The 26,133-nt window shown below is 60.3% G+C and carries 22 protein-coding genes; 9 read left to right on the top strand and 13 right to left on the bottom strand.

What is annotated here, in order from left to right:
* Positions 1-5 precede the first annotated feature (5 nt).
* The 3 genes from AC3ZVB_RS24970 to AC3ZVB_RS24960 form a co-directional block, all read right to left on the bottom strand.
* Positions 6-1,007, bottom strand: a complete 1,002-nt coding sequence (locus AC3ZVB_RS24970) for an ABC transporter substrate-binding protein (protein WP_162441115.1) — start codon at positions 1,005-1,007, stop codon at positions 6-8.
* A gap of 39 nt (positions 1,008-1,046) precedes the next feature.
* A complete protein-coding gene (locus tag AC3ZVB_RS24965; RefSeq protein ID WP_235992975.1) occupies positions 1,047-1,883 on the bottom strand; it encodes an ABC transporter ATP-binding protein in 837 nt (278 codons plus the stop codon).
* Between the two features lie 324 nt (positions 1,884-2,207).
* Positions 2,208-2,768 carry a hypothetical protein gene (locus tag AC3ZVB_RS24960; RefSeq protein WP_490148034.1) on the bottom strand — a complete coding sequence of 187 codons (561 nt, stop codon included), beginning with the start codon at positions 2,766-2,768 and terminating at the stop codon, positions 2,208-2,210.
* Between the two features lie 212 nt (positions 2,769-2,980).
* Between AC3ZVB_RS24960 and AC3ZVB_RS24955 the strand changes: the two genes are divergently transcribed.
* Positions 2,981-3,217 (top strand): hypothetical protein, encoded by a 237-nt coding sequence (locus tag AC3ZVB_RS24955; protein WP_490148001.1) that lies wholly within the window; start codon positions 2,981-2,983, stop codon positions 3,215-3,217.
* Between the two features lie 628 nt (positions 3,218-3,845).
* On the opposite strand, the gene AC3ZVB_RS24950 is transcribed toward AC3ZVB_RS24955, so the two are convergent.
* Entirely contained in the window at positions 3,846-4,733 is an 888-nt protein-coding gene (locus tag AC3ZVB_RS24950; protein ID WP_490148000.1) for an NAD(P)/FAD-dependent oxidoreductase, read from the bottom strand.
* Between the two features lie 141 nt (positions 4,734-4,874).
* On the opposite strand from AC3ZVB_RS24950, the gene AC3ZVB_RS24945 reads away from it, so the two are divergent.
* Entirely contained in the window at positions 4,875-5,303 is a 429-nt protein-coding gene (locus tag AC3ZVB_RS24945) for an Rrf2 family transcriptional regulator (protein ID WP_490147999.1), read from the top strand.
* A gap of 182 nt (positions 5,304-5,485) precedes the next feature.
* On the opposite strand, the gene AC3ZVB_RS24940 is transcribed toward AC3ZVB_RS24945, so the two are convergent.
* On the bottom strand, positions 5,486-6,760 hold the full coding sequence (locus tag AC3ZVB_RS24940) for a peptidase MATCAP family protein (RefSeq protein ID WP_490147998.1): 1,275 nt from the start codon (positions 6,758-6,760) through the stop codon (positions 5,486-5,488).
* Positions 6,761-6,985: 225 nt separating this feature from the next.
* Here AC3ZVB_RS24940 and ppk2 point away from each other — a divergent pair, with 225 nt between their 5' ends.
* The 7 genes from ppk2 (at position 6,986) to AC3ZVB_RS24905 (ending at position 13,958) form a co-directional block, all read left to right on the top strand.
* Positions 6,986-7,807, top strand: coding sequence for a polyphosphate kinase 2 (gene ppk2, locus AC3ZVB_RS24935; RefSeq protein ID WP_490148033.1), 822 nt, complete (start codon positions 6,986-6,988; stop codon positions 7,805-7,807).
* Positions 7,808-7,856: 49 nt separating this feature from the next.
* Entirely contained in the window at positions 7,857-9,644 is a 1,788-nt protein-coding gene (locus AC3ZVB_RS24930; protein ID WP_490147997.1) for a SulP family inorganic anion transporter, read from the top strand.
* Positions 9,645-9,861: 217 nt separating this feature from the next.
* On the top strand, positions 9,862-11,964 hold the full coding sequence (locus tag AC3ZVB_RS24925) for a TonB-dependent siderophore receptor (protein WP_490147996.1): 2,103 nt from the start codon (positions 9,862-9,864) through the stop codon (positions 11,962-11,964).
* 69 nt (positions 11,965-12,033) lie between these two features.
* Complete coding sequence (locus AC3ZVB_RS24920; RefSeq protein WP_490147995.1) at positions 12,034-13,185, top strand: PepSY-associated TM helix domain-containing protein; 1,152 nt, start codon at positions 12,034-12,036, stop codon at positions 13,183-13,185.
* Complete coding sequence (locus AC3ZVB_RS24915; RefSeq protein ID WP_162440720.1) at positions 13,182-13,394, top strand: hypothetical protein; 213 nt, start codon at positions 13,182-13,184, stop codon at positions 13,392-13,394. The genes AC3ZVB_RS24920 and AC3ZVB_RS24915 overlap by 4 nt, the downstream gene beginning before the upstream one ends.
* Before the next feature lie 52 nt (positions 13,395-13,446).
* Complete coding sequence (locus AC3ZVB_RS24910; protein ID WP_162440721.1) at positions 13,447-13,608, top strand: DUF2986 domain-containing protein; 162 nt, start codon at positions 13,447-13,449, stop codon at positions 13,606-13,608.
* A gap of 83 nt (positions 13,609-13,691) precedes the next feature.
* Complete coding sequence (locus AC3ZVB_RS24905) at positions 13,692-13,958, top strand: helix-hairpin-helix domain-containing protein (protein ID WP_194691883.1); 267 nt, start codon at positions 13,692-13,694, stop codon at positions 13,956-13,958.
* Here the strand turns inward: AC3ZVB_RS24905 and AC3ZVB_RS24900 are convergent.
* The 8 genes from AC3ZVB_RS24900 to AC3ZVB_RS24865 form a co-directional block, all read right to left on the bottom strand.
* On the bottom strand, positions 13,955-16,081 hold the full coding sequence (locus AC3ZVB_RS24900; protein WP_490147994.1) for a TonB-dependent receptor family protein: 2,127 nt from the start codon (positions 16,079-16,081) through the stop codon (positions 13,955-13,957). The two genes, AC3ZVB_RS24905 and AC3ZVB_RS24900, sit on opposite strands and share 4 nt — an antisense overlap.
* Before the next feature lie 285 nt (positions 16,082-16,366).
* Positions 16,367-17,323 (bottom strand): AraC-like ligand-binding domain-containing protein, encoded by a 957-nt coding sequence (locus tag AC3ZVB_RS24895; RefSeq protein ID WP_490147993.1) that lies wholly within the window; start codon positions 17,321-17,323, stop codon positions 16,367-16,369.
* A 96-nt stretch (positions 17,324-17,419) separates the two neighbouring features.
* Positions 17,420-19,510, bottom strand: coding sequence for a caprolactamase subunit alpha (gene capA / locus AC3ZVB_RS24890; protein ID WP_490147992.1), 2,091 nt, complete (start codon positions 19,508-19,510; stop codon positions 17,420-17,422).
* Positions 19,511-19,547: 37 nt separating this feature from the next.
* Positions 19,548-21,293, bottom strand: coding sequence for a caprolactamase subunit beta (capB, locus tag AC3ZVB_RS24885; protein WP_162440726.1), 1,746 nt, complete (start codon positions 21,291-21,293; stop codon positions 19,548-19,550).
* Between the two features lie 132 nt (positions 21,294-21,425).
* Positions 21,426-22,034, bottom strand: coding sequence for a TetR/AcrR family transcriptional regulator (locus AC3ZVB_RS24880; RefSeq protein WP_162440727.1), 609 nt, complete (start codon positions 22,032-22,034; stop codon positions 21,426-21,428).
* Between the two features lie 78 nt (positions 22,035-22,112).
* The gene (locus AC3ZVB_RS24875) at positions 22,113-23,534 is read right to left on the bottom strand and encodes a purine-cytosine permease family protein (protein ID WP_162440728.1); all 1,422 of its coding nucleotides are present in this window, start codon (positions 23,532-23,534) and stop codon (positions 22,113-22,115) included.
* A gap of 96 nt (positions 23,535-23,630) precedes the next feature.
* Positions 23,631-24,773, bottom strand: a complete 1,143-nt coding sequence (locus AC3ZVB_RS24870; protein WP_490147991.1) for an acyl-CoA dehydrogenase family protein — start codon at positions 24,771-24,773, stop codon at positions 23,631-23,633.
* Positions 24,763-25,929, bottom strand: a complete 1,167-nt coding sequence (locus AC3ZVB_RS24865) for a CaiB/BaiF CoA transferase family protein (protein WP_162440730.1) — start codon at positions 25,927-25,929, stop codon at positions 24,763-24,765. The genes AC3ZVB_RS24870 and AC3ZVB_RS24865 overlap by 11 nt, the downstream gene beginning before the upstream one ends.
* Positions 25,930-26,133 lie beyond the last annotated feature (204 nt).

The following is a 26,133-nucleotide window of genomic DNA, read 5'->3' as shown; positions in this document are numbered from 1 at the left end:
CGCCGTTATTGCGCGGCTGTTTGGGTGTCGATGAACTGGTTGGTGTAGAGGTCGTCGAGCTTGGGCTCCTGGGTGACGATGCCTTCGCTGACATAGAACTGGCGGACCGCTTCAAGCCGCGCCGGATCGATGCGTCCCGGCACTGTCTGGTTGGCGTAGACGTGTTCGACGTAGAGCTTGAAGACCTTCTCCAGCGAGGCTTCCTTGCCGGCATAGGCGGGGACGGCCTGGGCGAACGTGGCGGCGGCGGCCTTGGGGTCCTGAATGATGTCGCGCATGCCTTGCAGGGTGGCCTGGACAACACCGCGAACAATTTGCGGATGGTTCTTGATGGCGTCATCGGAGGCGAGAATGGCTTGGGCCATGCTCTCGAAAATCTGCTCTTGCGGGATCAGCTTGATCTTGACTCCCGCGTCTTCGGCATTCACCACCCAGTCCGGCACGCCCGCCATCGCCTGGGCCTTGTCCGCCGAGAACAACTGCCATACGCCCGATGGGCCGGCGGCCTGGATGTTCACGTCGGTTTTGCCGAGACCGGCTTTGCGCAATGAAGCGAGCAGGGCGTAGTAGGTGGTGTCCGAGTAGGACATCACCGTCATGGTCTTGCCCTTGAGGTCGGTGATCGAGTTGATGTTTTCGGCGGCATTGGTGGCGATCATGGTGACCCCGCCTGCACCCAGCACCGCTACGGCGCGCACCGGAATACCGTTGGCGCGCACCACGATAGGGGTGTCGCCGATGGCGCCGCCGAGCATCGCGTTACCGGCACCGATCTGCTTCGCCACGTCCACGCCACCCTTGGCTGCAATGAACGTCATGTTCAGGTTCTGCGCGGCGTAGTAACCCTTCTGCTGGGCGATGATCCACGGCGCGAAGGCCGGCGAGTTCGGCGGTGCCGGCAACAGGTAAGTCACGTCGGTCGACTGTGCCTGGGCGGCGAACGCCAGGCCCAGGCCGAGGGCGAGGCCGGAGAGCTGGTTGAAGCGTTGAAACAGAGACTTGAACATGCGTACTCCTGAGTCAGGTGATGGCCACACGGGCGTTGATCAATGCAGTTCGGTGTCTTCACCGACCTGCAGCAACTCCATCAGGCGACCGACCAGCGGGCCGATTTCCGGCAGCTTGCGGCGCTCCAGCGGGTTGTCGCGAAACGGCAGGTCAATGCTGATTTCTTCGATGATGGTGCCGGGGCGGGCGCTCATGACCAGCAGCCGGTCGGACATGGCGATGGCTTCAATCAGGTCATGGGTAATGAACAGCGCGGTTTTCTTTTCATCGAACAGCATCCGCGCCATGTCCTGTTGCAGGATCATCTTGGTTTGCGCATCCAGTGCCGAGAACGGCTCGTCGAGGAACAGCACTTGCGGGTCAATGGCCAGGGTGCGAGCCAGTGCCGCGCGCTGACGCATGCCGCCCGACAGCTGGAAGGGGTAGTGGTCGGCAAAGCCTTGCAGGTGGCAACGATCGAGCAGATCTTTGGCAACGGCCTGACGCTTGGCGGCTGCGACACCTTGAATCTCCAGGCCCAGTTCGACGTTGCGACGAATGCTGCGCCACGGCATCAACAGATCTTTCTGCAGCATGAACGCGACCTGGCGAACCGGTCCGGTCACGGCTTCACCGCCGACGAACACCTCGCCTTCGGAAGGTCGATAAAGGCCTGAGCCCATGTTCAGGATGGTGCTTTTGCCGCAACCGGAAGGGCCGATGATCGACACCACTTCACCGCGACGAATCTTGAAGTTCACTTCGCGAATGGCGAACGGCGCTTCGGATTTACCTTTGGCCGGGAAACATTTACCGACGTTGCGGAATTCGATTTCGGTGGGCTCCTGGTCTTCCTTGGGAGCGGGCTTAATCCATTGCGGGGCGACGGCGTACATCTCATTCACAGCCATTGGGAAGGGTCTCTGGTCTGTTTTATAGGTGATACGGTGTTTAGTGCATGAACAATGCCAGAGCGTTGCCAAGTCGCTTTTTTGTTTAAAAGTCGTTTATAAATAAACAGTTAGGCGTTTTTTATAAATACTTGTGTGTTTCATATACGAAACGAGGTTTCTTATATGGCACGAAATTGCACATTGCTTGTGCGAAGTTCAGGGAAGTGCGAGAGGACGGTGCTTTTTTAGGTAACGCCAAGAGACTCGTTTGTTTTACATGTGAAACAAGGGGGGGTTTGGGCGGGGAAGTAACGGCAGGCACTGCGCCTAATTCGTCAGAGAAATCACAGTGTCGATAACGTTAACCGGCACATACATCAACGTCAGTATTGAATACGCTTTGCGGGATTTGGCCACGAATGTGCACAGTGGCAGCAGGATCATGATGACGTCCAAGACGCCCCACAGCGCTAGCGGGGAAGCCTGGAAAAAGAACACGTTCACGATGAGGCCTAGAACCAGATACGTGGACAGGAATAGCAGTGCGTAACGACCATCTTGTTCAAAGTAGAGGCGAAGTCCGTTTTGCTCGTCCTCACTACGACTGGGTAGCAACAGGGCGGCAGATACGAATAGCGATAACGCCAATAGCACGAGCAGTAAAAATTCCGGAAATGAGTACACCACCTTCACCGCAGGCAGTGAATTGACCGCCCACCAGAATTGCAGCTGTGTCGTAAAAAGCGTAACGGCCCAGACAAGAGCGACCCAGTCGGGCGCAACCGATCTTCGAATGCGGAACACCGTCAACGCACCGAGAAGTAGGCGGGTGACGGAAAGCCCCAATATTATTGAAAGGACCGTGGCAACGATAGGGAAGTTAGTCAGAAACGCCTCCTGCACATCGGCTGCTTTACGAGCGCTTAATTGCTGACAAGCGCGTCAACGACAAAAAATCAATCCGCTTCGACCGATTGTAGCCTGCCGTGAAAGGCTGCTATCGATCCTCAATGAACAGCGCAAAGCGGTGCAGTTGAACTAAAAACTGACTGTTCAGTCAGGATAATCAGTTGCACTACTTCCATGACGAGGATCCTTCCATGCACAACTACACCGTGAGTTACCTGTTCAACGGCGAGTCCCGCACCCACGTGTTCGAACTCAAGCAGTCAGAACTGCAGGCCCATGAAGCGGCGATGCACCTGCTTCAACTGCACTTTGGGGATGGCGAAAACAGCCTGATCATGCCCACGGCGGATGCGACGCCGGAGGAGATTCTGAAGCAGGCTGGGTTGGTTGGGCTGACGCAGATAAAGGTTGGCGGTCGGGCGGGTTAATACCGGCAGTATTGGCCACTAATCGATACACATAAAGGTGTGGGAAAGGGATTCTGTGGTGAGGGGATTGCTGTAGTGAGGGGATTCCTGTGGCGAGGGGATTTATCCCCGTTGGGCTGCGAAGCAGCCCCAGATGCTACAACCGAGGCGAATCAGGCAAATCGCGTTCTCTGGTTTTACGACTGCTGCGCAGCCGAACGGGGATAAATCCCCTCGCCACGGTTTTTTTGCTCGTCCGTTGGGCGCCTGCACAGGAGCTGTCAATCTGGCTTGTCTACGCTTTGATTTACCGGAAATTTGTCCGGCAACTACAAGGAAGGTGCGACATGGCTTTCTCCAAATGGCGCCCAACCCGCCCGAGAAAGAAAGCTGGACCCTGAAAAGAGGGCGTTGTTTGCGTCATCCCGAAGGGCTATCCAACGGAGTGCAGCCAGGTGAAAGTGGCTAACAATGAGTTCTGGCTGGTTGACCCTAAAAGCGCAAGAGTCAACGCGCATTTGAAGCTCAAGCCGTGATTTGAAGCGGGTATCGGGGCAGCTGCTAACTGCCCATCCCTTGTGAGCCTTCGCTTGATGCGACTGATGCCGGAAAGCGGCAGATCCCGCCGCGGGCATCATGGGAACGATGCTCAACGAAACATCAGCGATTGATGGGCCGCGCCGCCCGTGCGTGCGCCGTCGCCCACTGCAATGGCCACATTGCCAGCGGCTACTGCCGCATCCCCGCAAGCGAATACGCCAGATACATTGGTTTCCCGCATCGAATCGACCTTGATGAACTCACCCGTTGGACCGGCTTCGAATTCGCAACCCAATTGCGCTGCCAACGGGCTGCCCATGCGCGTGCGTGGCTGAGTGAACAGTCCTGTAAGTGTGATCACGCGGCCGCTGGCGAGCCTCACATCGGCGTGCTCCCCGCTGATCGCCAAGACGGGCTCGTGCTCCACTACCACTCCACGCCTGGTCAGCATGGCCAACTGGTCGACATCAGGCTCAAGTAACTGGTTGAGGAAGAGGGTTGTAGGTCCCCAGTCGGGCAGCATTGACGCCTGGTGGATGGCCATCGGCGATGCCGCCAATACGCCAATCGGCCCGCCGTCGAGTTCATATCCGTGACAATACGGGCAATGAAAAACGCGCTGCCCCCAGCGTTCTGACAGTCCGGGAACATCAGGCAACTCATCCACCACCCCTGTGGCCAGGATCAAGCGCCGTGCCGTGAAGTGTTCCCCGTTCGCAGTGGATATGACAAATCCATCATTGTCCGTCGTGGCCTGGACGGCGGGTTGCGACAGCCATTCCACGGTTGGGTAACACAGCAGCTGAGCGCGTGCCTCGCTGGCAATCTTGCCGGGATCGCGGCCGTCCTGTCCTAAAAAGCCATGTGAGCTTTGAGCAAACCGATTTCGGCGCTGGCCTGCGTCGATCACCAACACCTTTCGGCGTGCTCGTGCCAATTGCAAACCTGCGGAAATGCCTGAATAGCTGCCGCCAACGATGATCACGTCATAAATCATGGTCAAGTCTCCCCGGATCTCCGACCTGCTCGAAGAACTCTAGAAACAACGTAAGTTACATGATGTCGGAGTGTCAATGGTCTCGTAACTTTTGCTGTATCGAGGGATACTCACGCCACGCCCTTCAGGAAGCCGCCAACCGTGAGAAACGACACTCGCCTGTCCCGCATGCTGCACGTACTGATCCACATGGCTCGTCACGAACAACCCGCCACGTCCGATACCATCGCGCAGATGCTCGGAACCAATCCGGTAGTGGTCCGGCGGACCATGGCATTGCTCAAGGAGCAGGGATACGTGCGTTCAGAAAAGGGCCACCGCGGCGGGTGGACGCTGGCGAAACCGCTGGCGGAAATGACGTTGCTGGACATCCATCAGGCCTTGGGCTCGTCCTCGCTCTTTGCCATCGGCTTGTCGACTGATCACCCGGAATGCCTGGTTGAACAGGCAGTGAATGCTGCGCTGACCGAGGCATTTGATGCGGCGCAGGCGTTGCTGATCGATCGCTTGGGGAGCGTGACCCTTGAAGAGCTGGCCAGTGATTTCGAGCGCCGGTATCGGAGTGTGTGAGTCACTGTTCGCACCGTAATCCGCGTGGTCATCCATGGCTACCTGAAAAGCGTCGAACATGAGGACAAGGATCGCTACCTCAGCATCAAGCCCCAACGTGCTGACCTGGTCTCCCCAGCCGGGGAAGTGCTGTAGAGCGTTCAACTTTGAGTTGAACACCGAGTCCTTGTGATCCAGGCAGGCTAGGCGCTAGCGTCAGTTTCATGCTCGTCTGCAAACGCCATGAGCACCTCCAGATCGAGTACCTCCAGTTTGATCCGGGAAATAAAAGCGGAGAACGCCAGGTTGGCGGCGAGCAGACGCAGATCGGACGCCCAGGCCGGGACATGGACCGGTCCCTGGAGCCAGCCGGACTCGAAGAGCGGGGCCAGGCGTACGGTATCCCCCAGATTGAGGCGCCCGGCGAACAAATGGCCTACCAGTTCCGGCCGGTTGTCGCGGATCGCGATACGCAGCAGGGTGTGGACGCCGAGCAAACCCGTCAGGTAGGCGGCATCCTTGGTGAACGCCGAACCGCCGCGCAGGTCGGCGCCACGGAAAACCCGTTGGGTCGAGCGGAAGGATTCCTCTTGCGACTGACCGGCCGCGAGAAAGCTTTCGAACACCTGGATGAAATCGGCGCCATCCAGCGCCTGCTGGACCGCGAGCACGCGCAGAGCGAGGCGGCGCAAGCGATTGATGTCCATGCTGCCGGTGAACAGCTCGGCCAGCGTGGCGATGCCTTCCTGGGTCTGGGTCGTGCGTGGCGCCCCCAGCCCCAGGCTCTTCAGGTTAGGTTGCAGCGCACCGTTTTGTGCCGTGGCCACATGCACGAAAGCTTCGTGCTGCAATAGCTGATTCTTGTCCAGCTCGGAGAACAGGGCGCTGGCCCGCAGCCGGATGCGACTCGCCCCGGCGATGGCTTTGGCGGCCAGGGTCGGGTCGAGCACGACTGTGATCCGTCCCGGTCCGAAGAAACGGTCGAGTTCCGGCTGCATCCACCCGGCGAAGACTTCGGCCGGGATGTCGGCCGGGCTCGGTGGAATCCGGGCGCTGCCCAGAAGGGCGTCGGTGGTTTTGAGGAAGAATCGGGCCGCGTCCAGCATGCTTAAATTCTGGCTCGAATAGTAGAAGTCCGGGCGCCGGTACAGCGCTGACGAATACTGAGTAAAGGCGGGAGTGCCGATGGCACCGAGCATGCGCCCGGCGGTGGCATAGCTGCGCGCCGTCATGGCGAGGTGACGCCCGGCCGGATGGCCCTCATCGCAGCGGCCGATAAACGCTTCGAGGGCGGCGATGTCGGCGTTGTGGTCGCGGGCGCGCAGCTCAACCCTGGGCAGTTCTGCCTGCCCGGCGCGCCAACGCGCCAGGAAGACTTCCTCAACCCCTTGAGGCCAGGCCAGGGCATCCAGCACACGGATCTTGCGGGCCAGACCGGGCAGGGCGGCATCGAGTTCGGACAGGGGCGCGGCGCTCATAGAGATCTCCCTGGGAAACAAGGTTCAACCGAAAAAGCTTAGTCGTTGTCGATGCATTGCGTTGTGACAGGCAAGGCTGCGCAGACGTTGAAAGACCAGAGGAACGAGGCACCTGGATTGATCCATGTGATCACAGGAGCGAAAAAATCTTTTCAACCTACACTCAACTGGGTTGAGAACGCCCTGGAAAAGAACCGTGCTTTTTATATTGGTGAGGTCTCGAGCATGGCAAAAGACAAGAAAAAAGCCCCCAAGCGTCACGCTGCTGAAAACCTGAAACTGAAGAACAAGGATTATCTTGAGCAGCTGCGCAGCCTGCATGTCGAACTGGTCAAATTGCAGGAGTGGGTAAAAGCCAAGGGCATCAAGATCTGTATCGTCTTCGAAGGTCGAGATGGCGCGGGCAAAGGAGGGACGATAAAAGCGCTCACCGAACGCGTGAGCCCCCGTGTCTTTCGGGTGGTGGCGCTGACGGCGCCGAGTGAGCGCGAAAAAAGCCAGATGTACGTCCAGCGTTACCTGCCGTACCTTCCTGCGGCTGGCGAAGTGGTGATTTTCGATCGCAGTTGGTACAACCGGGCGGGCGTCGAGCGGGTGATGGGATTCTGCACCAAAGAGCAGGTTGTCAGTTTCCTGAAGACAACGCCTCTCGTGGAGCGTGCAATCGTCGACTCAGGCGTGATCTTGCTCAAGTACTGGCTGGAAGTCAGCGAAGACGAGCAGACCCGCCGGCTCCAGGCTCGCATCAAGGACGGACGCAAAATCTGGAAGCTGACCCCGATGGATCTCAAGTCATACAGCCGTTGGTACGACTATTCACGCGCACGTGACGAGATGTTCAAGGCCACTGACACCGACCATGCCCCATGGCTGGTGGCCAACTCGAACGACAAGCGCCGGGCGCGCCTTAACATCATCACCGATTTGCTCAGCCGCATTCCGTACAAGGATGTACCGCGCGAGGAGGTGATATTGCCCAAGCGGCAGAAACCAGGCGGCTATCGCGATCCGGATTATCCGCACCGGCGAGTTCCCGAAAAGTTCTGACGGACACGTTCAAGCGAATCGGCGCTGTACACAAAAAGGGCAACGTCCTATGAGCCAGCCGGATTCTTCGTCTCCCGTTCCGGAACCGGGCCGAATATTACGTCGCGATGCCAGCGGTGCGACCGGCTGGGGCCGTTGGTTTCCGGGGCTTCAAACGTTGCGCGGGTACCAGCTTGCCTGGTTGCGTCACGACATCGTTGCCGGCCTGGTGCTCACCACGATGTTGGTGCCCGTTGGCATCGCCTACGCCGTTGCATCGGGCGTACCCGGCATCTATGGCCTCTACGCAACCATCGTTCCGCTGCTCGCGTACGCCTTGTTCGGGCCTAGCCGGATTCTGGTGCTCGGCCCGGATTCGTCATTGGCCGCCGTGATCCTGGCGGTGATTTTGCCCCTGTCCGGTGGCGACCCGCATCGCGCAGTCGCCCTGGCGGGCATGATGGCGATCGTGTCAGGGGCCGTGTGCATACTGGCAGGCATCATGCGGCTGGGCTTCATCACGGAGTTGCTGTCCAAACCTATCCGTTACGGGTACATGAACGGCATCGCCCTGACCGTATTGATCAGCCAGTTACCCAAGGTATTCGGTTTTTCAATACAGTCCGACGGCCCGGGGAGAAACCTGTGGGCCATCGCCACGGGAGTGCTGGAAGGCAAGACCAACTGGACCGCGTTTATGATCGGCGCAGCCACCCTGGTCGTGATCCTTCTGCTCAAGCCCTACAAACGGGTGCCAGGTATCCTGATTGCAGTGGTCGGTGCGACGATCACCGTCGGGGTGCTGGACCTTGGCACGCGTGCCGGGGTGTCGGTGCTCGGTGCTCTTCCACAAGGTTTGCCTGCGTTTGCCATCCCCTGGATCACCCGTGCCGATATTGTTCCCGTGCTCATTGGCGGTTGCGCCGTCGCCCTGGTGTCGTTCGCCGACACCAGCGTACTTTCTCGTGTCTATGCGGCGCGGACCCGCACCTACGTGGACCCGAATCGGGAAATGACGGGGCTCGGTCTTGCCAATCTGGCGGCTGGATTTTTTCAGGGGTTTCCAATCAGTAGCAGTTCGTCGCGTACCCCCGTGGCTGAAGCCGCGGGCGCCAAAAGTCAGTTGACCGGCGTGGTGGGTGCGTTGACCGTGGCCCTCCTGCTGATGGTGGCGCCGAACCTGTTGGAGAATTTGCCCGGCAGTGCATTAGCAGCCGTGGTGATTGCGTCAGCCATTGGCTTGATTGAAGTGGCCGACCTGCGGCGAATTTATCGCATCCAGCGCTGGGAGTTCTGGCTGTCGATCGTTTGCACCGTCGGCGTGGCTGTGTTTGGCGCGATCGAGGGCATCGGCCTGGCCATCCTGATCGCCGTCATCGAATTTCTGTGGGATGCCTGGCGGCCGTATTCCGCAGTGCTGGGGCAAGCCAAGGGCGTCAAGGGTTACCACGACATCCAGCGTTATCCCGACGCGAGCCTTATACCTGGCCTGGTCCTGTTTCGCTGGGATGCACCCTTGTTCTTCGCCAACGCCGAACTGTTCAATGAGCGAGTGCTCGACGCAGTGGCTGCATCACCTACGCCGGTGCGCTGGTTAGTTGTTGCGGCAGAACCCGTCACCAGTGTGGACGTGACCTCGGCCGACATGCTGGATGAACTGGACGAAACCCTGCACGCAGCGGGAATCAAATTGTGCGTGGCCGAGATGAAGGACCCGGTCAAGGACAAACTGAAGCGATTCGGGCTTTTCGCAAGGCTTGGCGAAACGTCGTTTTTTCCCACCATAGATGATGCCGTCAGCAGCTATCTGCTGACTCACCCCGTGGAGGGGGCAAGTCGGCTGGACGAGGTTCGCTGAGTGTACTGAAGTCCCTCAGTGGCGGTCGTTCTCAGCATTCTCAGAGGGCGGTATCGCCTTGATCGACGGCGGGGGCTCTAGCTCAAGCCATCCGCGCACGACTGAATGTTTCAAAATGTGAAAAAAATGTCGAAATGAAGAGAGTGATTGAGTTAGATTCCTATTAGCGTTCTCAAAAGTGGTCGCGCTTGACCCCCTTGCCGTAGGAATTTGCTCCTTGAAACTTCGCTTCTCCGCCAGTCTTCTACTCGCCGGTGCTTGCAGCGCCGTGTCCTTCGTTCATGCCGCTGATGATTTGACGTTGCCGGCTACGCAGATCGACGGCAGCACTGATCTTGTCGACGCTCCGAGCGTGGGTTATCAGAGCAATCCGGCTTCGAGCACGACCCGGTTGGGGCTGACAGACAGGGAAACGCCGCAGGCGGTGACGACGATTACCCGGCAGGCGCTTGATGATTTCAAGATCACCGGGATCAAGGACGCCCTGCGTTCAGCGCCGTCGGTGACCGTGGAGCAAACCGAAACCGACCGGACCGAATTCACCTCGCGCGGTTTTGACATCAATACGTTTCAATACGACGGTGTGGGCATGCCGTTCGTGGGCACGGTGCTGGTGGGCGACCAGGATCTGGCGGAGTTCGAACAGATCGATGTCTTGCATGGCGCCAACGGCTTGATGAGTGGTGCGGGCAATCCGTCAGCCACGGTCAATTTCGTGCGCAAACGTCCGACCGAGACTTTCCAGGCGCAAGTCGACACCAGCGTCAGTTCCTGGGACGGGCGTCGGGTGGACGTGGACGTTGCGGGCCCGATGACCCCCACGGGCAATGTCCGTGGCCGTTTCATCTACTCCCACGACAAAGGCAATTCCTGGATGGATCGCTACAGCCATGAGCGCAACGTCGCCGCCGGACTGTTGGCCTTTGATCTGTCGGATGCCGACACCGTGACGGTGGGTTTCTCTCAGCACAACAGCGATTCCAACGGCAGCACCTGGGGCAACCTGCCGCTGGTGGATAACGACGGCAACGCCATCCACTACGGCAGCCGCAGTTCCAGCATCGGTCAGGACTGGACCTACTGGAACCTGCACACCCAGCGCGCCTTCACCGAACTCAAACATGACTTTGGCAATGGCTGGAACGCTACGGTCACTGCGACGGGCATTATCGAGAAGCAAGACACCAACATGCTGTATGTCGCCGGGGTCTCCGGTGATGACACGTCGGTTTTTGCTGCCAACACCAAAAGCGAAGCTCATCAGTTGCTGGGTGATGCCAAGGTCTCCGGTCCGTTCAGCCTGTTTGGCCGCGAGCATGAGCTGACGTTGGGTGCTGCTTATGGTCGTACCCATCAGAAAGCCCGGGAATACGATGCGGTTGAAGGGGGCTACTACGACGCGTCATTCTCGGACGTGCTGGCGGGGAACCTGCCGCGTCCGTCGTTCCTGTTTACCAGCGACACCAACACCCAGAATTTCAGCGACACCCAGAAGAGCCTTTACGCAGGTGCCCGATTCAGCCTGGCGGATGACCTGCACTGGATCGCCGGTGCGCGGATGATCAGCCTGGACGGTTCCGGCGATAACTATGGGTCCGATTACTACACGCGCGCACACGGCAAGGTCACGCCTTACACAGGCCTGGTTTACGACCTGGACGAGCAGTGGAGCGTGTATGGCAGCTGGACCAAAATCTACAGTGCGCAGTACAACCTGGGCACCGACGGCAAATTGCTCGCACCCCTCGAAGGCAAGAGCATGGAAGCCGGTGTGAAGGGCAGTTTGCTGGATCACCGCCTCAACGTGACGGCCGCTGCCTTCAAGACCGAACAGCAAAACGTGGCAGAGTCCGCCGGCTTCGTCGATGGCCGATTTGTCTACGACCCCATGGACTACAAGAGCCACGGCGTCGAACTGCAAGCCTCCGGCGAAGCACTGCCTGGCCTGGACCTGCTCGGCGGTTACACCTACGTCACCATCGACAACGATGACGGCGACAAGGCGCGTAAATATGTGCCGACCCATAGCGTGCGCGGCATGCTCACCTATCGCCTGCCAAGCTTGCCGCAAGCGAAGATCGGTACGCGGGTCAGCTGGCAGAGCGCAGTGGAAAACGACACCAACAGCGCTATCCGCCAAAACGCCTACGCCTTGCTCGACTTCATGGCCAGCTATGACATCGACAGCAACTGGAGCACGTCGGTGAACCTGAACAACGTCACCGATCGCAAATACCTGCTCTCGCTTTACAACAGCGCCACGACCGCCAGCTACGGTGCACCTCGCAACGTGGTGGCTTCCGTGACCTGGAAATACTGATGTCTTCTGAGGGCTCGGTGTGACTGAGCCCTCGCACCTTTCAAGCACCCGTCGCGGAATCAATCCAGCATGACTGCCCGAAAACTGCGTATCTGGTACCTGGTTCACAAATGGACCAGCCTGGTCTCTACCGTCTTTCTGTTGTTGCTGTGCCTGACGGGGTTGCCACTGATTTTTCATGAAGAGATCGAACACTACTTCGAACCTCACCCGGAGCTGCGTGCGCTGACCGCTGATTCGCCGCGAATCGATTACGACAAGGTCGTCGCCGGTGTATTGGCGACCTGGCCGGGTGAGGTCGTGCGTTTCGTCGGATTCGACCCGGATAGCCCGCTCGGTGTGGTGTTCACGGCAACCAGCCTGACGCCACCGCCGATCGAAGGTCACTCTCAGCCGTTCGATACCCGCACCGGCGAGCTGTTCCCGCCGGCGGAGCCGGACGATGGGTTCATGAACCTGATGTTGCGTCTGCACACTGATCTGTTCATGGGGCTGCCGGGCTATCTGTTCCTCGGTTTCATGGGGTTACTGCTGGTGGCTTCGCTGGTGTCCGGCGTCGTGGTGTACACCCCGTTCATGCGCAAGCTGGACTTCGCCACCGTGCGAACAGGGCGTAGCGCACGCTTGAAATGGCTGGACCTGCATAACGTGCTCGGCATGGTCACCCTGACCTGGGTGCTGGTCGTTGGCGTGACAGGGGTGATCAATACCCTCGCGCTGCCCATCTTTGGCCTGTGGCAGAGTGATCAGTTGGCAGACATGACGGCACCTTACAAGGATGCGCCGCCGCTTGAGCGCCTCGGGTCATTGCACAAAGCGCTGGAAGCCGCCCGCCAGGCCGCGCCAGACATGGAGCCGAGTTTCGTCGCCTTTCCCGGTACTCAGTTCAGCAGCCAGCATCACTACGCGGTGTTCATGCGCGGAACCACGCCCCTCACCGCACGACTGCTGAAACCGGCACTCGTGGATGCGGTGACGGGCGAGCTGACCGATATACGGGAGATGCCGTTGTACGTGAAGACGTTGCTGATCTCTCAGCCGCTCCACTTTGGAGACTACGGTGGCTTGCCGTTGAAGATTATCTGGACGCTGCTCGACGTCATCAGCATCGTCGTCCTGGGCAGCGGTTTGTACCTCTGGATCCGCCGACGCAATCGGCCGATGCCCAAGCATCTGGTTGAGTTGAACGCCAACCGTTCGAGCGTGGAGGGCAGGGCATGAGACGCGGACTGTGGATGATCTTTCGCTGGCCTGTGGTACTCGCTGTTGTAAGCCTGTTCGGCCTGCTGTCGGCACTGATCGGCGATGGCGTCTTTGACGTGTTGTCGTGGCTTGGCCTGGGTGTGCCGCTAGGGCTGCTCGGGGTGGTGTGGCTACGTTTACGGCGTGCAAACCGGTTGAACTCAACTCGCGAAACCGAAGGGAAGTGAACCCCGCAATGAAGCTGATATCATTCAGCAACTTACACGCTGGGTGGACACCATGAATCGTCAGAAGAAATTACAGCAGTTATTCAAGGCGAAGGCCAAAAAAGCCAGTGCCAAACTGGCCCCGGTCAGCAAGGATAAATACATCAGCAAAGCGGACCGGGCGAAGCTGGCTGAGGAAGCCGAGCGCGAGGCCATCAGTTCCGCCGAGAGCTGATCCATTGAGCTGCGTCTATTGAGATGCGTTCACCCGTCGGGCAAACTCCTGCCGCTTCACTGGCCGATAAAAGGAGTTTACGGATGCCATTTCCACTGACGGAATACAATGCCTTGTTAGCCCTGAAGGGCGTAGGTCCCGCCGTTATTGCTCGTCTTGAGCAGATGGGCATCGACTCCCTCGCTGAGCTCAGCACAGCGAATGTGGGAGACATCCTGGCTCAGGCATCCGCCGCAACGGGATCGACTTGCTGGAAGAACAGCCCCCAGGCTCGGGCCGCCATTAGCGCGGCCATCGGCCTTGCAAAAGATGCTCAGTTGAACAGACAGGCAAGTCCACCCAGCGCTTAGAGCAAGCTCCACGACACCCCGACGTAAACCCCCAAACCCTCACCCGGCGTAGACCGTGCGGCGTCCAGACCTTTGTCGTCGTAGCCCGGTGTGACGGTGGCGGCGTAGTGCTTGTTGGTCAGGTTGCGCATGTCCAGCCAGGTCTGCCAGTCACCCTTGGGCGCGTTGTAGCCCAGGGTTGCGCCGAACAGCGCGTAGGGATCGGCTTCGTAGCTGTTGGCGTAGTCGACCTCCACTTTGGAAACCAGCTGCGTGTTGAGGGCCGCGAAGAAACCCAGGGGCCAGTCGTAGCGCAGTTCGCCCTGGTAGTAGTGCATCGGCAAGCCGGGCAGGCGATTGTCGCCGAAGCGGTCGTCGTCCTGGTAATGGAAGTCACTGAAGGTATAGCTCTGGCGCAGGCTCAGTTGACCACCGTCGTGCGGCGACCACAGGTTGCTTTGCAGGCTGGCTTCCACGCCTTGGTGGATGGTGGGGCTGGCGTTGAGTTCGTAGGGCGTGGTGGCGTTGGCGTCCGGCAGCACCGAGAGCAACTCGTTGTGCACTTGCGCGTAGTACCAGGCCAGGCTCCATTGCCCCATGGTGCTGTCGCCACGGCCGCCGATTTCCAGCGTGGTCGCCGTCTGGTTTTGCAGCTTGACCGGATCGCGCTGGGCACCCGTGGCGGCGCCGCTGCCTGCCGGGAATCGAACATTCGAGCTGTAGATCAGCGACCACGGGTGCGGCGCTTCGACCGAACGGCTCAGGTTGCCGAACAGTTGCAGGTCAGGCGTCACCTGGTAGCGCAAGCCGAGGCGGGGGGCGTAGTCCCAGTCGTTCAGACTGGTCTTGCCGCCACCTTCCGGGTAGGTCACGGCGCTTTCGCGGCGGGTGTAGATGGCGGCCAGGCCGGTGGTCAGCCACAGGTCGTCGGCGATTTCCAGATCGTTGCCGATGTGCAAGACGCTGTCCGAACCCTGGTAGGTGAAGTTGCGCATGTGCGTGCCGGGCGCGTAACCGGCGGTGTTGCCGGTGGGGATACGCACCAGCTCGCTGGCGCCGGCATTGGGCAGGTGTTTGGTCACGCGCAAGCCCAGCGTGCTTTGGCTTTCCAGACCCCAGAGCGTGTCGCGACGCTTGTAGTCGACCGTGCCGCTGACGTCGGTGTACGCCACCTTCAAACGGTTGGGGCCTTCACGCAGGTCCATGGGATAGTCGTGGTAGACGAGTCCCGTCTGGAGGCTCGAATCGTCATCGATGTACCAGGTGGTTTTGTTGCCGAAAAAGGTGCTGCCCGGCTGCTCGCGACGGTCGTCCCGCGAGACGTAGGCGGGGTTGGCCGCGCGTGGGTCGTGCTCGATGGAGTGCTTGGTCACCCGTCCGGCGAGGTCGTTGTCGGTCTGGCGGTAGCGCAGGTAAAAGCGTGTTTCCAGGTTCGGGTTAAAGCGATAGCCGACATTGGCGATGATGCCCTGGCTCTCGCTGTCGGTGTGGTCCTGATAACCGTCGGAGCGGGCGTCGGTCAGGGCCACGTAGTAGTCGGCGTTACCCAGCACCTGACCCGAACTGACCTGGCGCTGCAGGTAACCGTGGCTGCCCATCGAGTAGCGTACTTGCAGTTTCGGCGCGTTGTAGCCGGTGTGGCTGATGTAATCGATGGCCCCACCCAGGGCGAGGGCGCCCCTGTCGAAGCCGTTGGCACCGCGCAGCACTTCCACGTGGTCGAGCCACAAGGGCTCCAGCAATTCATAGGGCGTGCCGCCCGGGCCGGTCAGCGGCAGACCGTCGAGCATGGCGTACAACCCCGAGGCATGGGCGCCGGGTGCACGGTTGATCCCTGAGCCACGGATCGAAATCTTGACCCCTTCATTGCCCGCAGACTGCGCATAAATCCCCGGCTGATAAGCCAGCACATCCTGATTGCTCGCCACGCGGCCCTGCAGGTTGCGGCGCATGTCGACCACATTGGTGCCGCCGGGCACCTGTTCAAGCCGGACCTCGGCATCCTCGATCGACGCGTCTTCGCCGCTGCGATCCTCAGCGCCAATCAGCACCTGGCCCAGTTCCATGCCCTCAGCCCCAGCCATGGCCGGACAGACAAGGGCCAGGCCCAGCAGCGCAGCGGGCAGGGATTTTGGCGAGGGCATGGGGAGAACTCCAGACGTATGGGAACAGGCAGTGAAGAACTGCGACGTAGGGAAGGACGAAGGAAACACATGGCAATTTTGTTTTTTTAGGCCGGGCGCGGCGGTAGCCTTCAGGTCCTGCTATTCACTCAAGCACGACACCGACCCTGTGGCGAGGGAGTTTATCGAATCGTCGCACCGTCCCGCTGGGCTGCGCAGCAGTCCTCTGCTATTCAGATGAAAAAGAGCGGGGCCGCTTCGCGCCCCAGCGGGAGTAAACTCCCTCGCCACAGGAAGCTTGCCGCGCTATGCCTTCGCGCCGTTGCGCACTTCGGTCGCGGTGCAGCCGAAGTGCTGGCGGAAGCTGCGGGTGAATTGGGCTTGATCACTGAATCCCCAGCGCATGGCTAATTCGCCGATCGACAGATGACAGTTAGGGTCGAGCAGGCCTCTATGGACGGCCTCCAGACGTCTCAGGCGAATCCATTCCCCAAGGCTGTAAGGCGTGCTGTTGAAGAGTTTGTGCAGGTAGCGCACCGACAGGCCGCACGCGTCAGCGATCAATGGCGGCGCCAGGTCGGGGTTGCCCAAATGCTTCTCGACGTAGTGTTCGATGCGTTGCAAATGCAGCGCGGCAAGGTTCGAGTTCTCGCTGCCGAGCACGCGCTCATCTTCGCGCAGCGCCATCAATAAGGTTGAAAGTGCCTGCTCCAGCAGCATGTGGCGGGCGGCTTCGTTGCATTCATCGAAACGTGCGGCGCACATGGCCAACTGATCGACGAAGATTCGACCGAGCCCGCGCCTGGCATCGAAGCAGAAGCGGGTATAGCGCTCGGCACCGCGCAGTTGCCCGTGCAGCGCGCGCTCCGGGAGTTTGAAGACCCACAGATCGTTGTCGCTGGCGTAGTGAAAGCGGTATGGGGCATCGCCACGTTCGACGATGAAGCCTCCGGGCTGACAATGCAGTGCCCGGCCATCCTGTTCGAAATGCACTTCACTGCGACGGGGCACGGTCACGAGGTAGCAGGCTTCGTTATCTTCACTGACCTGCGCTTTGCTGCGCGAATAGCCGAGCTGACTGGAGCGCAGGCGGGACAGGGTCAGCGGGGTGCTGCCGGTTTCCCAGATTTGCAGGCTGCCACTGAAGGAGGCACTGGGGGCGAATTCCAGGGACAGCGGAAAATAGGCGCAGGCGATGGCGTCTGCCCATAGGGGCTGGCGTTGACTGTCGGACCAGGAACGTGTGGAAAGTTTGTACGCCATGGCTGCCCTCGTATGATTTTTATTATGAGGACGGTGCCGACGTAAACCACCGTCGGCACCGTGGGGTTGCCATCATTTGCCAATGCTTACGGACGGTCAATCACCAGGCGTCAGCCGGTACGTGGCCGACGGCGCCAGCATTGCCTGCCAGCCGGGTGGCACGACGATGTTGGTCGTCGATTCTTCGATCACGCAAGGGCCCTTGACCGTCTGCCCGGATTGCAACCGATCACCGTCGTACACCGGAGTCTGCTGCCAGTCCGATTGAGCGCTGAACAGCATCGACCGATAACCGCTAGCGCGGGGTACAACGTCCTCGTCAGGTGGCGGCAGTTCAGGCATGGGCGGGCGTTGCAGGCGAGCAATCACCGAACACTCGAGGTTGACCAGTTCCACCGGGCTGTCGGGCTCACTGTAGGAAAACAGCGCTTTGTGCCGCGTATGGAATGCCTCGCGCAGAGTGAGCAGGCCGGCCTGATCCAGTGGGGCGCAGGTCAGTTCGACGCTGCATTCGTGAATCTGGCCGAGGTAGCGAATCTCAAGGTTGTAGAGGCACTCGACATTGTTTTCAGCGCCGAAACCGTCTTCTCGCAAGTTGCCCATGCCGCGTTCGCGCAGGTCATGCAACGTCTGATTGAGCAGGGGCAGGTCGACCAGTTCGTCGTCAAGGCGCATCGGCAGGGTGGTCAACTGGTCGTAACGAATGTCCGACAGAATCTGCCCGTAGGCGCACAGTCCCGACGCCACTTTCGGGATCAGCACCACCTGGCTGCCGATCTCCTCGGCCAGACGCATGACATGCATGCCCGCGGCGCCACCCGCGCCGATCAGGGCGAAATCCCGAGGGTCGTAGCCGCGTTCGACAGACACCCGCCGGATACCGCTGACCATGTTCAGGTTCACCAGGGTGATGATGCCAATGGCTGCGCGCTCTACGCTGATACCCAAAGGCTCGGCGATTTTGCGCTGGATCGCCTCGATGGCCGCCTTGCGATCAAGCCGGATGCTCCCGCCCAGCAGCGCGCCGTCGGCCAGGTAGCCGAGGGCGAGGTTGGCGTCGGTGACGGTGGGCTCGGTGCCCCCCTTGCCGTAGCACACCGGCCCGGGGTTGGCACCGGCACTGCGCGGACCGACCTGGAGCATGCCGAAGTCATCGATGAAGGCAATCGAGCCGCCGCCGGCACCGAGGGTTTCGACCTGAATCATCGGCACGCCGATGCGATAGCGCAGGAAGTCAGTGTCCTTGCTGAAGTTGGTGCGTCCCGACTTGCTGAGGGTGATGTCGAACGAGGTGCCACCCATGTCCACGGTGATCACGTTGTCGATGCCGAACGGCTGCGCGACACACAACCCGGCTTGCGGTGCGGAAGCCGGGCCGGAATTGATGGCATTGACCGCCCGTTCGCGCATCACTACGCCAGGAGCCAGTCCTCCGTTGGATTGAAAGTAGCGGGTCGGTTGCTGCGCGCCGAGCTCTTCGAACAAGGCGTCGATCCGTTCGATGTAGCGGCCCATGACCGGGCTCAGGTAAGCGTTGACCACAGTGGTCGAGGTGCGGGTGTACTCGCGGATTTGCGGGAACACTTCGTTGCCGGTACAGACGAACACACCCGGCAGCGCCGCTCGTACCATCTCGGCGGCGCGTTGTTCGTGACTCGGGTTGCGCACCGACCACACGAACGAAATGGCCACGGCCTTGACGTCCTGCTCGCGGAAATATTCGATCGCGTCGCGAATAGCCCGTTCATCGAGCGGCGAGTATTCACTGCCGTCGCTGATGATCCGGCCGCGAATGGGCCGTCGCAGGTGTCGCGGCACCAGCATGTAGGCGGGTGGGTAACTGGCGTCGTAGCGATGCCCGTCTTCCTTGTGGCCCAGGCGGATTTCCAGGCTGTCTTCGTGCCCATCGGTACACAGCAGGCCCACCTTTACACCGGTTTTTTCGATCAGCGCGTTGAGGGCCACGGTGGTGCCGTTGATGCACAGGTCGCAGTCGCCAATGATTTCGGCAGGCGTGCGCCCGATGGCGTCGGCGATTTGCGCCAGGCCGTTACGGATCGCGATCGTGCCGTCCTGAGGTGTCGAGGGCGCCTTGAATAGCTGCACGTTGCCGCTGCGATCCGCCAGGATGAAATCGGTGAAGGTGCCGCCGGCGTCGATGCCCAGACGATATTGTTGCTTGGTCATGATGAAGGTTCCAAATGGCTCAAAGGGGCGGGGTCGATCAGTGCGTGGTACGGCAGGCGCGCGTCGCCACGTCGTCGACCTGGCCATTGCTGTCGATCACCACGCCGTACTCCAGGCGGGCGCCTTCAAGGGACACCAGGCCGTTGCGCACGTCGTCCAGCACACTGGCAATCGGGCGCAGCAATGGGTTGCCATAGCCCCCGCCCCCCGGGTTGACGTTGATGACCCGTTCCCCCGGTTGCGCCGTGAGTTGCGCGTTGTAGATAAAGTGCTGTTCTTCGCCGTCGTGTTTGCGGTGAATCAGCCGGCCCAGCTTGGGCTCGAGCATGACATTGGTCGCGCCCGCGGCCCCCGACGTCGGCAGTTGCCGACCCTCACCAAAACCCACCACGGTCATCGGATGGTTCAAGGGTTCGATCTCGAGACGAGTCCCCGAACCGCCGCGAAATTCACCGGCGCCACCGCTGTCGGTCATCAGGCTGTAGCGGTGAATGAGGATCGGATAGGCGTACTCCAGCAACTCGATATCGCCAGACATCAGCGCACCGAAACAACACAGCGGACCGCAGGCCGGCCATCCGTCCATGGCCTTGTTCGCGCCGGCACCGGAGATGATCGATGCGAGCACCATGGTCACGTACTCGTCGTTGCCATTGCGCGGATCATGGCCGGCAATGTTGATGCCGCTGGCGTGTCCCCAGGAGGCCGTGACGCGATCCGGTGCCGCCTGTTCCAGCGCCTGACGCACGGCATCGGCCAGGGTTTCCATCGGTGTGGTGGTGCTGTTGACGTGCGGCGCGGGTTCCTGGGCATTGCACAACGTGCCCGGCGGGCCGAGATCGACCGACACGCAACGGTACAGGCCTTCGTTGTAGGGCGGCGGCACCTGGGCAAACATCATCAACCCCAGGTACACCCCGGACACCGAATTGCCCGCGTACGAGTTGATGAAGTAGGGCACCTGCGGCGGACTTTCGATCAGGATGTGCGCCTCGTCACCGCGGATTTCCACCTGGGCCGTGATCGATAATTCACCCAGGCCGTGGCCCGAGTCTTCAAGCACTGCAGTGCCGGTGTAGACGCCATCCGGGACATCACGCAACAAGGCGCGCATGTGACGGTCGGCCATGTCTTTCAACTCGGCGATGCACGCGCGCACCTGTTCCACGCCATAGCGATCAAGCAGCTCGAGCAAGTGCCGTTCACCGACGTTGCAGGCGCCGTACTGAGCGTTGAGGTCGCCTTCCTGGTAGGCGCGGGCGCGCATGTTGGTCAGCAGCAGATTGATCACGTCCTCACGGCGCTTGCCCTGGGACCACAGCTTCACAGGCGGAATGCGCAGACCTTCCGCGTAAATTTCCTTGGCGTCGGGGTTGTAGCCCGCCGGCACAGGGCCGCCGATGTCCGTCAGATGGCCTTTACAGACGGCCCAGAACACCAGTTCACCCTGGTAGAACACCGGTTTGTACATGCAGCAGTCGAGGATATGGCTGCCCATGTAGGCGGGGTCATTGTGATAAATCACATCGCCTTCCTGGACGTCATCACCGAAGAAACCGGCGACGCATTTCATCGCCGGAATCAGTGATCCGAGATGAATAGGGATGTCCTGACCTTGCAGGATCATTTCCGGAAAGTGGTCGAAGAGCGCATTCGAATAGTCGTGAGCGAGATTGAAAACGCTCGAACGACCGGTTTTTTCAAGGGTGATGGTCATTTCGCGCTGCGCGGTTTCGAGCGCGCCTCGCACGACGGCCAGGGTGATCGGATCTACTGTGCTCATGGGTCACCAGAAATCTTGTTGTTATCAGGTGAAGGTCAGGACGAACGTCTAACCCACGGCACAAAACTACGCGTTCGAACGGGTGAATGGCTTGGCGCAAAGTGCACTGATTGTTGATTCTCAGTGCACCCCTTAGCGAGTCGTCTGCTTGCCGCTGGCAATGATGCACAGGGCGCAGTTTTCGAGGACTTCCATCAGTTGCCGTTCGGTCGCCTGCCCCTCGTACCACTGCAAATGGCCGTACAGCAGGCCGATCACTGCATGGGTGATCAGGCAGACCTCACCGTCGCGGGTGTCCGTCACCGCATATTCATCGGCGATGATGTCGCTCAACAGCCTGCGGTACGCCTGTTTCAATGCGTCAGCCTGCTGTTTGTGCTCGTCGTTGAGGTTCACGAACTCACGGGTGACCAGGACCAGGCGGTGCTTTTCCTTCAGGTTGAACGCGACAAACGCCTGAACAAAACGACGCAGGCGTTCGCACGGCGTCCTGGCGCCTTTCATGCGGCGCTTCGTCAGGACGAGCAAGTCCGATAAGGCCGACTCGATGAGCTCGAACAACAAGCCCTGCTTATTGTCGATGTGGTGATACAGAGAGCCGGCCTGCATCCCCATGTGGCCAGCCAGATCGCGCAAGCCGATGGCCTGAAAACCGCGTGTGGCGAACAGCTCGATCGCGGCCTCATTGAGCCGGTCACGAGCCGTGGGTTGCGAATGGGCTGAGGCGTTGACTGCAAGCATGGTGAACCCGTCAAGTAAAAGGCGATCAAGGCGTGGCAGGAACAGGGTCGGCGCGGAGCCGCCCTGTGGTGAAAAGGATCAGAGGGTTTCCTGCGGAAGGATCAGTCGAGCGGGAATCCGTTGCCGCGAACCGCGTGCCACCCAGTAGTACACCAGGGCGGGGACAGTCAGGCCGATGACCCATGAAATATCGGTGCCGCCGAGGGTTTCGACCAAGGGGCCGGTGTAGAAACTGGTTGCAATGAACGGCATCTGAATCAGCACCCCGAGGGTGTAGACCGCAATACCGGGCATGTTCCAGCGCCCATAACGGCCATTCGGGTCGGACAGCGCGGGGATGTCGTAGCGTTCTTTGGTTACCAGGTAGAAGTCGACCAGGTTGATCGCGCTCCACGGGGTGAAAAAGGCCAGCAGGAAAAGGATGAAGGCGGAGAAATCATGCAGGAACGTATGCCTGCCCAGCAGTGCCAGCGCGGTCGCGAGTCCGACCATGAACAGGATGTAGACCATTCGCAGGGTGGTGGAGATTTCCTGGTTCCCGCGAAAACCACTGACAATCGTCGCAAGGGACATGAAGCTGCCATAGGCGTTGAGGGTGGTGATGGTGACCTTGCCGAGCACAATGCTGCAGAACAGCAGCGAAGCCACCACCCCACTTGCTCCCATTCCGACAATGTACGAGACCTCATGCCCGGCAAACTGATCACCCGCCAGGGCCGCGACGAACACGCCAAAAACCATCGAGATTTGTGTGCCGATGACGGACCCCAGTCCCACGGCCAGAAAGGTTTTCAGGGCTGAAGTCTTCCTCGGCAGGTAGCGCGAATAGTCCGCCACGTAGGGGCCGAATGCGATCTGCCAGGAGGCCGACAGCGAAATCGCCAGCAGAAAGCTGCTCAGCGAAAAATGCCGATTACCCAGCAGTTCGCCGATGTCATGGACCGACAGCAACCGGTAGAACAGATAGAGAAAAGACACCACGCCAATCAGGCTCGACAGCCGTCCGATCAAATGGATGGTCCGGTAGCCGAGCACGGTCAGCACAACGATCATTGCCGCGAAAATCAGAATGCCGGTGGCATCACTGACGTCGGCCAGCTGGCTGATCGCCTGGCCCGCGAGCACCGAACCGCTGGCCGAAAACCCCACGTACATCAGGCACGCGAGGACGATGGGAATGACCGCGCCATAGACCCCGAACTGCACCCGACTGGAGATCATCTGTGGCAGGCCCAATTGAGGGCCCTGCGCGGCGTGCAGCGCCATGATCGCGCCGCCCAGCAGTTGCCCGATCAACAGGCCGATCAGCGACCAGAACACGTCGCCGCCCAACACCACGGCCAGCGCCCCGGTGACGACAGCAGTGACCTGCAGGTTGGCACCGAACCACAGTGTGAACTGACTGAGCAGTCGACCATGACGCTCGGATTCGGGTATGTAATCAATGGATCGCCGTTCTATATACGTCTTGCGCTGCGCACTTTCTTTGGAGGCGGACATGGCGGTTCCTCTCGGGCGTCGTCGGATACGACAGCCTTCTCGTGATTGAGGCGTTAAGGAGGGGGCCTGTAGGACAGGCCCCGGTTTTTCGCTCGGTTAGCGCTGGGCGTCGAGCAGACTTCGCGAAATGATGATTTTTTGTACTTCCGAGGTCCCTTCGAAAATCCGCAGAATCCGCGCATCGCGCACATAGCGCTCCAGCGGCAGATCGCGGATGTAGCCATAGCCGCCATGCAGCTGGAGCGCGGCGTCCGTGACGAAGCCGGCACACTCGGCGGCCACCAGTTTGGCGGTCGCCGAATCCAGGCTGAAGCGTTCACCGCTGTCGCGGCGCGCGGCGGCTTTCCAGGTGAGCATGCGGGCGGCTTCCAGCTGCGCGTACATGTCCGCCAGGCGCCATTGCGTGCCCTGATAGGCGGCCAGCGGCTTGGGCCCTATCTGCCGTTCGCGAACCCAGTTCAAACTGGCTTGCAGTGCGGCGTTGGCGATACCCAAGGACATGGCGGCGACTTCGACCCGGCCGCGATCGAGCACGGCCATCGCGGTGTTGAAACCGGCGCCTTCGCTGCCGAGCAAGGCCGACTCAGGCAACCAGCAGTCCAGGGCCAGTTCATAGATCGTACTGCCGCGCAGCCCCATGGTTTTCTCCGGGCTGGAGAAGCTGATGCCGGTGGTGCCCTGGGGAATCATGAAGGCGCTGATGCCCTTGTGCCCAGCGTCTGCGTCGGTCTTGGCGTACAACACGATGAAACCGGCCTCGCGGGCGTTGGTGATGTAATGCTTGCTGCCGCGTATTCTCCAGCCGCCGTCTTCGCGTTGCGCACGGCAACGCATGTCGGCGGGGTTGGAGCCGGCGGCGGGTTCGGTCAGGGCAAAGGCGCCGAGCAATTCACCGCTGGCGGCACGGGGTAGCCATTCCTGTTTCTGCGCTTCGGTGCCGCCGATCAGAATCGAATCGGTGGCCAGAAAATGCGCGGTGAGTGCCGAGGCGGTCGAGGCGCACGCGCCGGCCACGGCTTCCACCACGCGGCTCATGGCCAGGCTGCCGATGCCCAATCCGCCGTAGGCCTCAGGCAGGTTGATACTCAGGCCGCCCAACTCGGCCAGTGCCTGCAGGCTTTCGGCGCAAAAGGTTTCGGTTTCGTCGTAATGCTGGGCACGGGGCTGGATCACCTCCCGGGCCAGTTTTTCGACGGTTTCAACGACGGCCAGTTCGACCTGATCCAATTCAAAGTTCATGGGAAAGCTCCTGTTTTTGCAGTCCGAATGCCGCGTTGTCTGCGCCCAGGCGTGGGGCGAGGGTGAGGGCATGGGGTTTGTGGCCATTGAAGAAAACCGGTTGTGGCACCAGCGGCTGCGTTGCGCCTTCTGGTCGAACCAGCAGTTGACGGACTTGTGCCTGTTCGCTGTCGGCGGCCTGGGCGAGGTTCCACACGGGAGAGGAGGGCACGCCGGCATCCAGCAGGATGTCGCAGACCTGTTCGACGCTCAGTTGGCGCGTCCATGCTTCGATTTCAGCTCGCAGCGCAGGCTCGTTCTGCGTTCTTTGCGGGTCGTCGGCATAGCGCGGGTCACTCGCCAGTTCGGGTTTGCCCAGGCACTGGCAAAGGCGCAGGAACAATTTGTTGCTGGCCACGGCAATGACCACCTGGCCATCGGCTGCGCGGTAGGTGTCGAAGGGCGTCGACACCGGATGGCGGTTGCCGACCAGGCCGGGGGCGACATCGTTGGCGAACAGGTTGGACAGGCCGGTCATCTGCAGGCTGAACAGCACATCGAACATGGCGACGTCGATGTATTGCGCGCCCGGTGCATGGCGTTCGCGCGCAAACAGCGCCGAGCTGATCGCCCAGGCCGCATACACGCCAGCGCATAGATCGCCGATGGCTTCGCCGCAGCGTGTCGGTCCCGTCTCGGCAAAACCGGTGACGCTCATCAGCCCGGACATCGCCTGGGCAACGATGTCGTAGGCGGGGTTGGCCGACAGTGGGCCGTGTTGGCCGAAGCCGGAAATGCTCGCGTAGATCAGCTTGGGGTTGTAGTGCTTGAGCGTGTCGAAGTCGATGCCCAGGCGCTGGGTCACGCCGGGGCGAAAGTTTTCCACGACAACGTCGGCATCACGGACCAGTTCATAGAGCCGGGCCAGGTCATCGGTGGACTTGAAGTCCATTTCGACACTGCGTTTGCCGCGATTGATCAGGCCGAAATAAACACTTTCGCCGTCCTTGAAGGGGCCCAGGTGACGGCTGTCGTCACCGTGCCCCGGCACTTCGAATTTGATGACATCGGCACCCAGGTCCGCGAGCATTGCCGTGCAATGCGGACCGGCCAACACGCGGCTCAGGTCCAGGACGCGAACGCCCTGTAACTGTTGGGTAAACGGGCTGCTGGTCATGTTGCAGACTCCTCGGAAAAGCGGCGGGTGATTCTGTTTTTTCAGGTTTGCTTTTCTGTAGGAGCCGAGCTTGCTCCCGATGGAGTGTCAATCAACGCTGTGTCGACTGACACTCCATCGCGAGCAAGCTCGCTCCTACAGGTAATGCGTTATTTACCGGTGATCATCGGCAGGTTCAGGCCTTGTTCCTTGGCGCAGTCGATC

It is taken from the genome of Pseudomonas sp. MDV22-iso1 (assembly GCF_058145095.1).
This window is presented reverse-complemented; position numbering and strand designations above follow the sequence as displayed.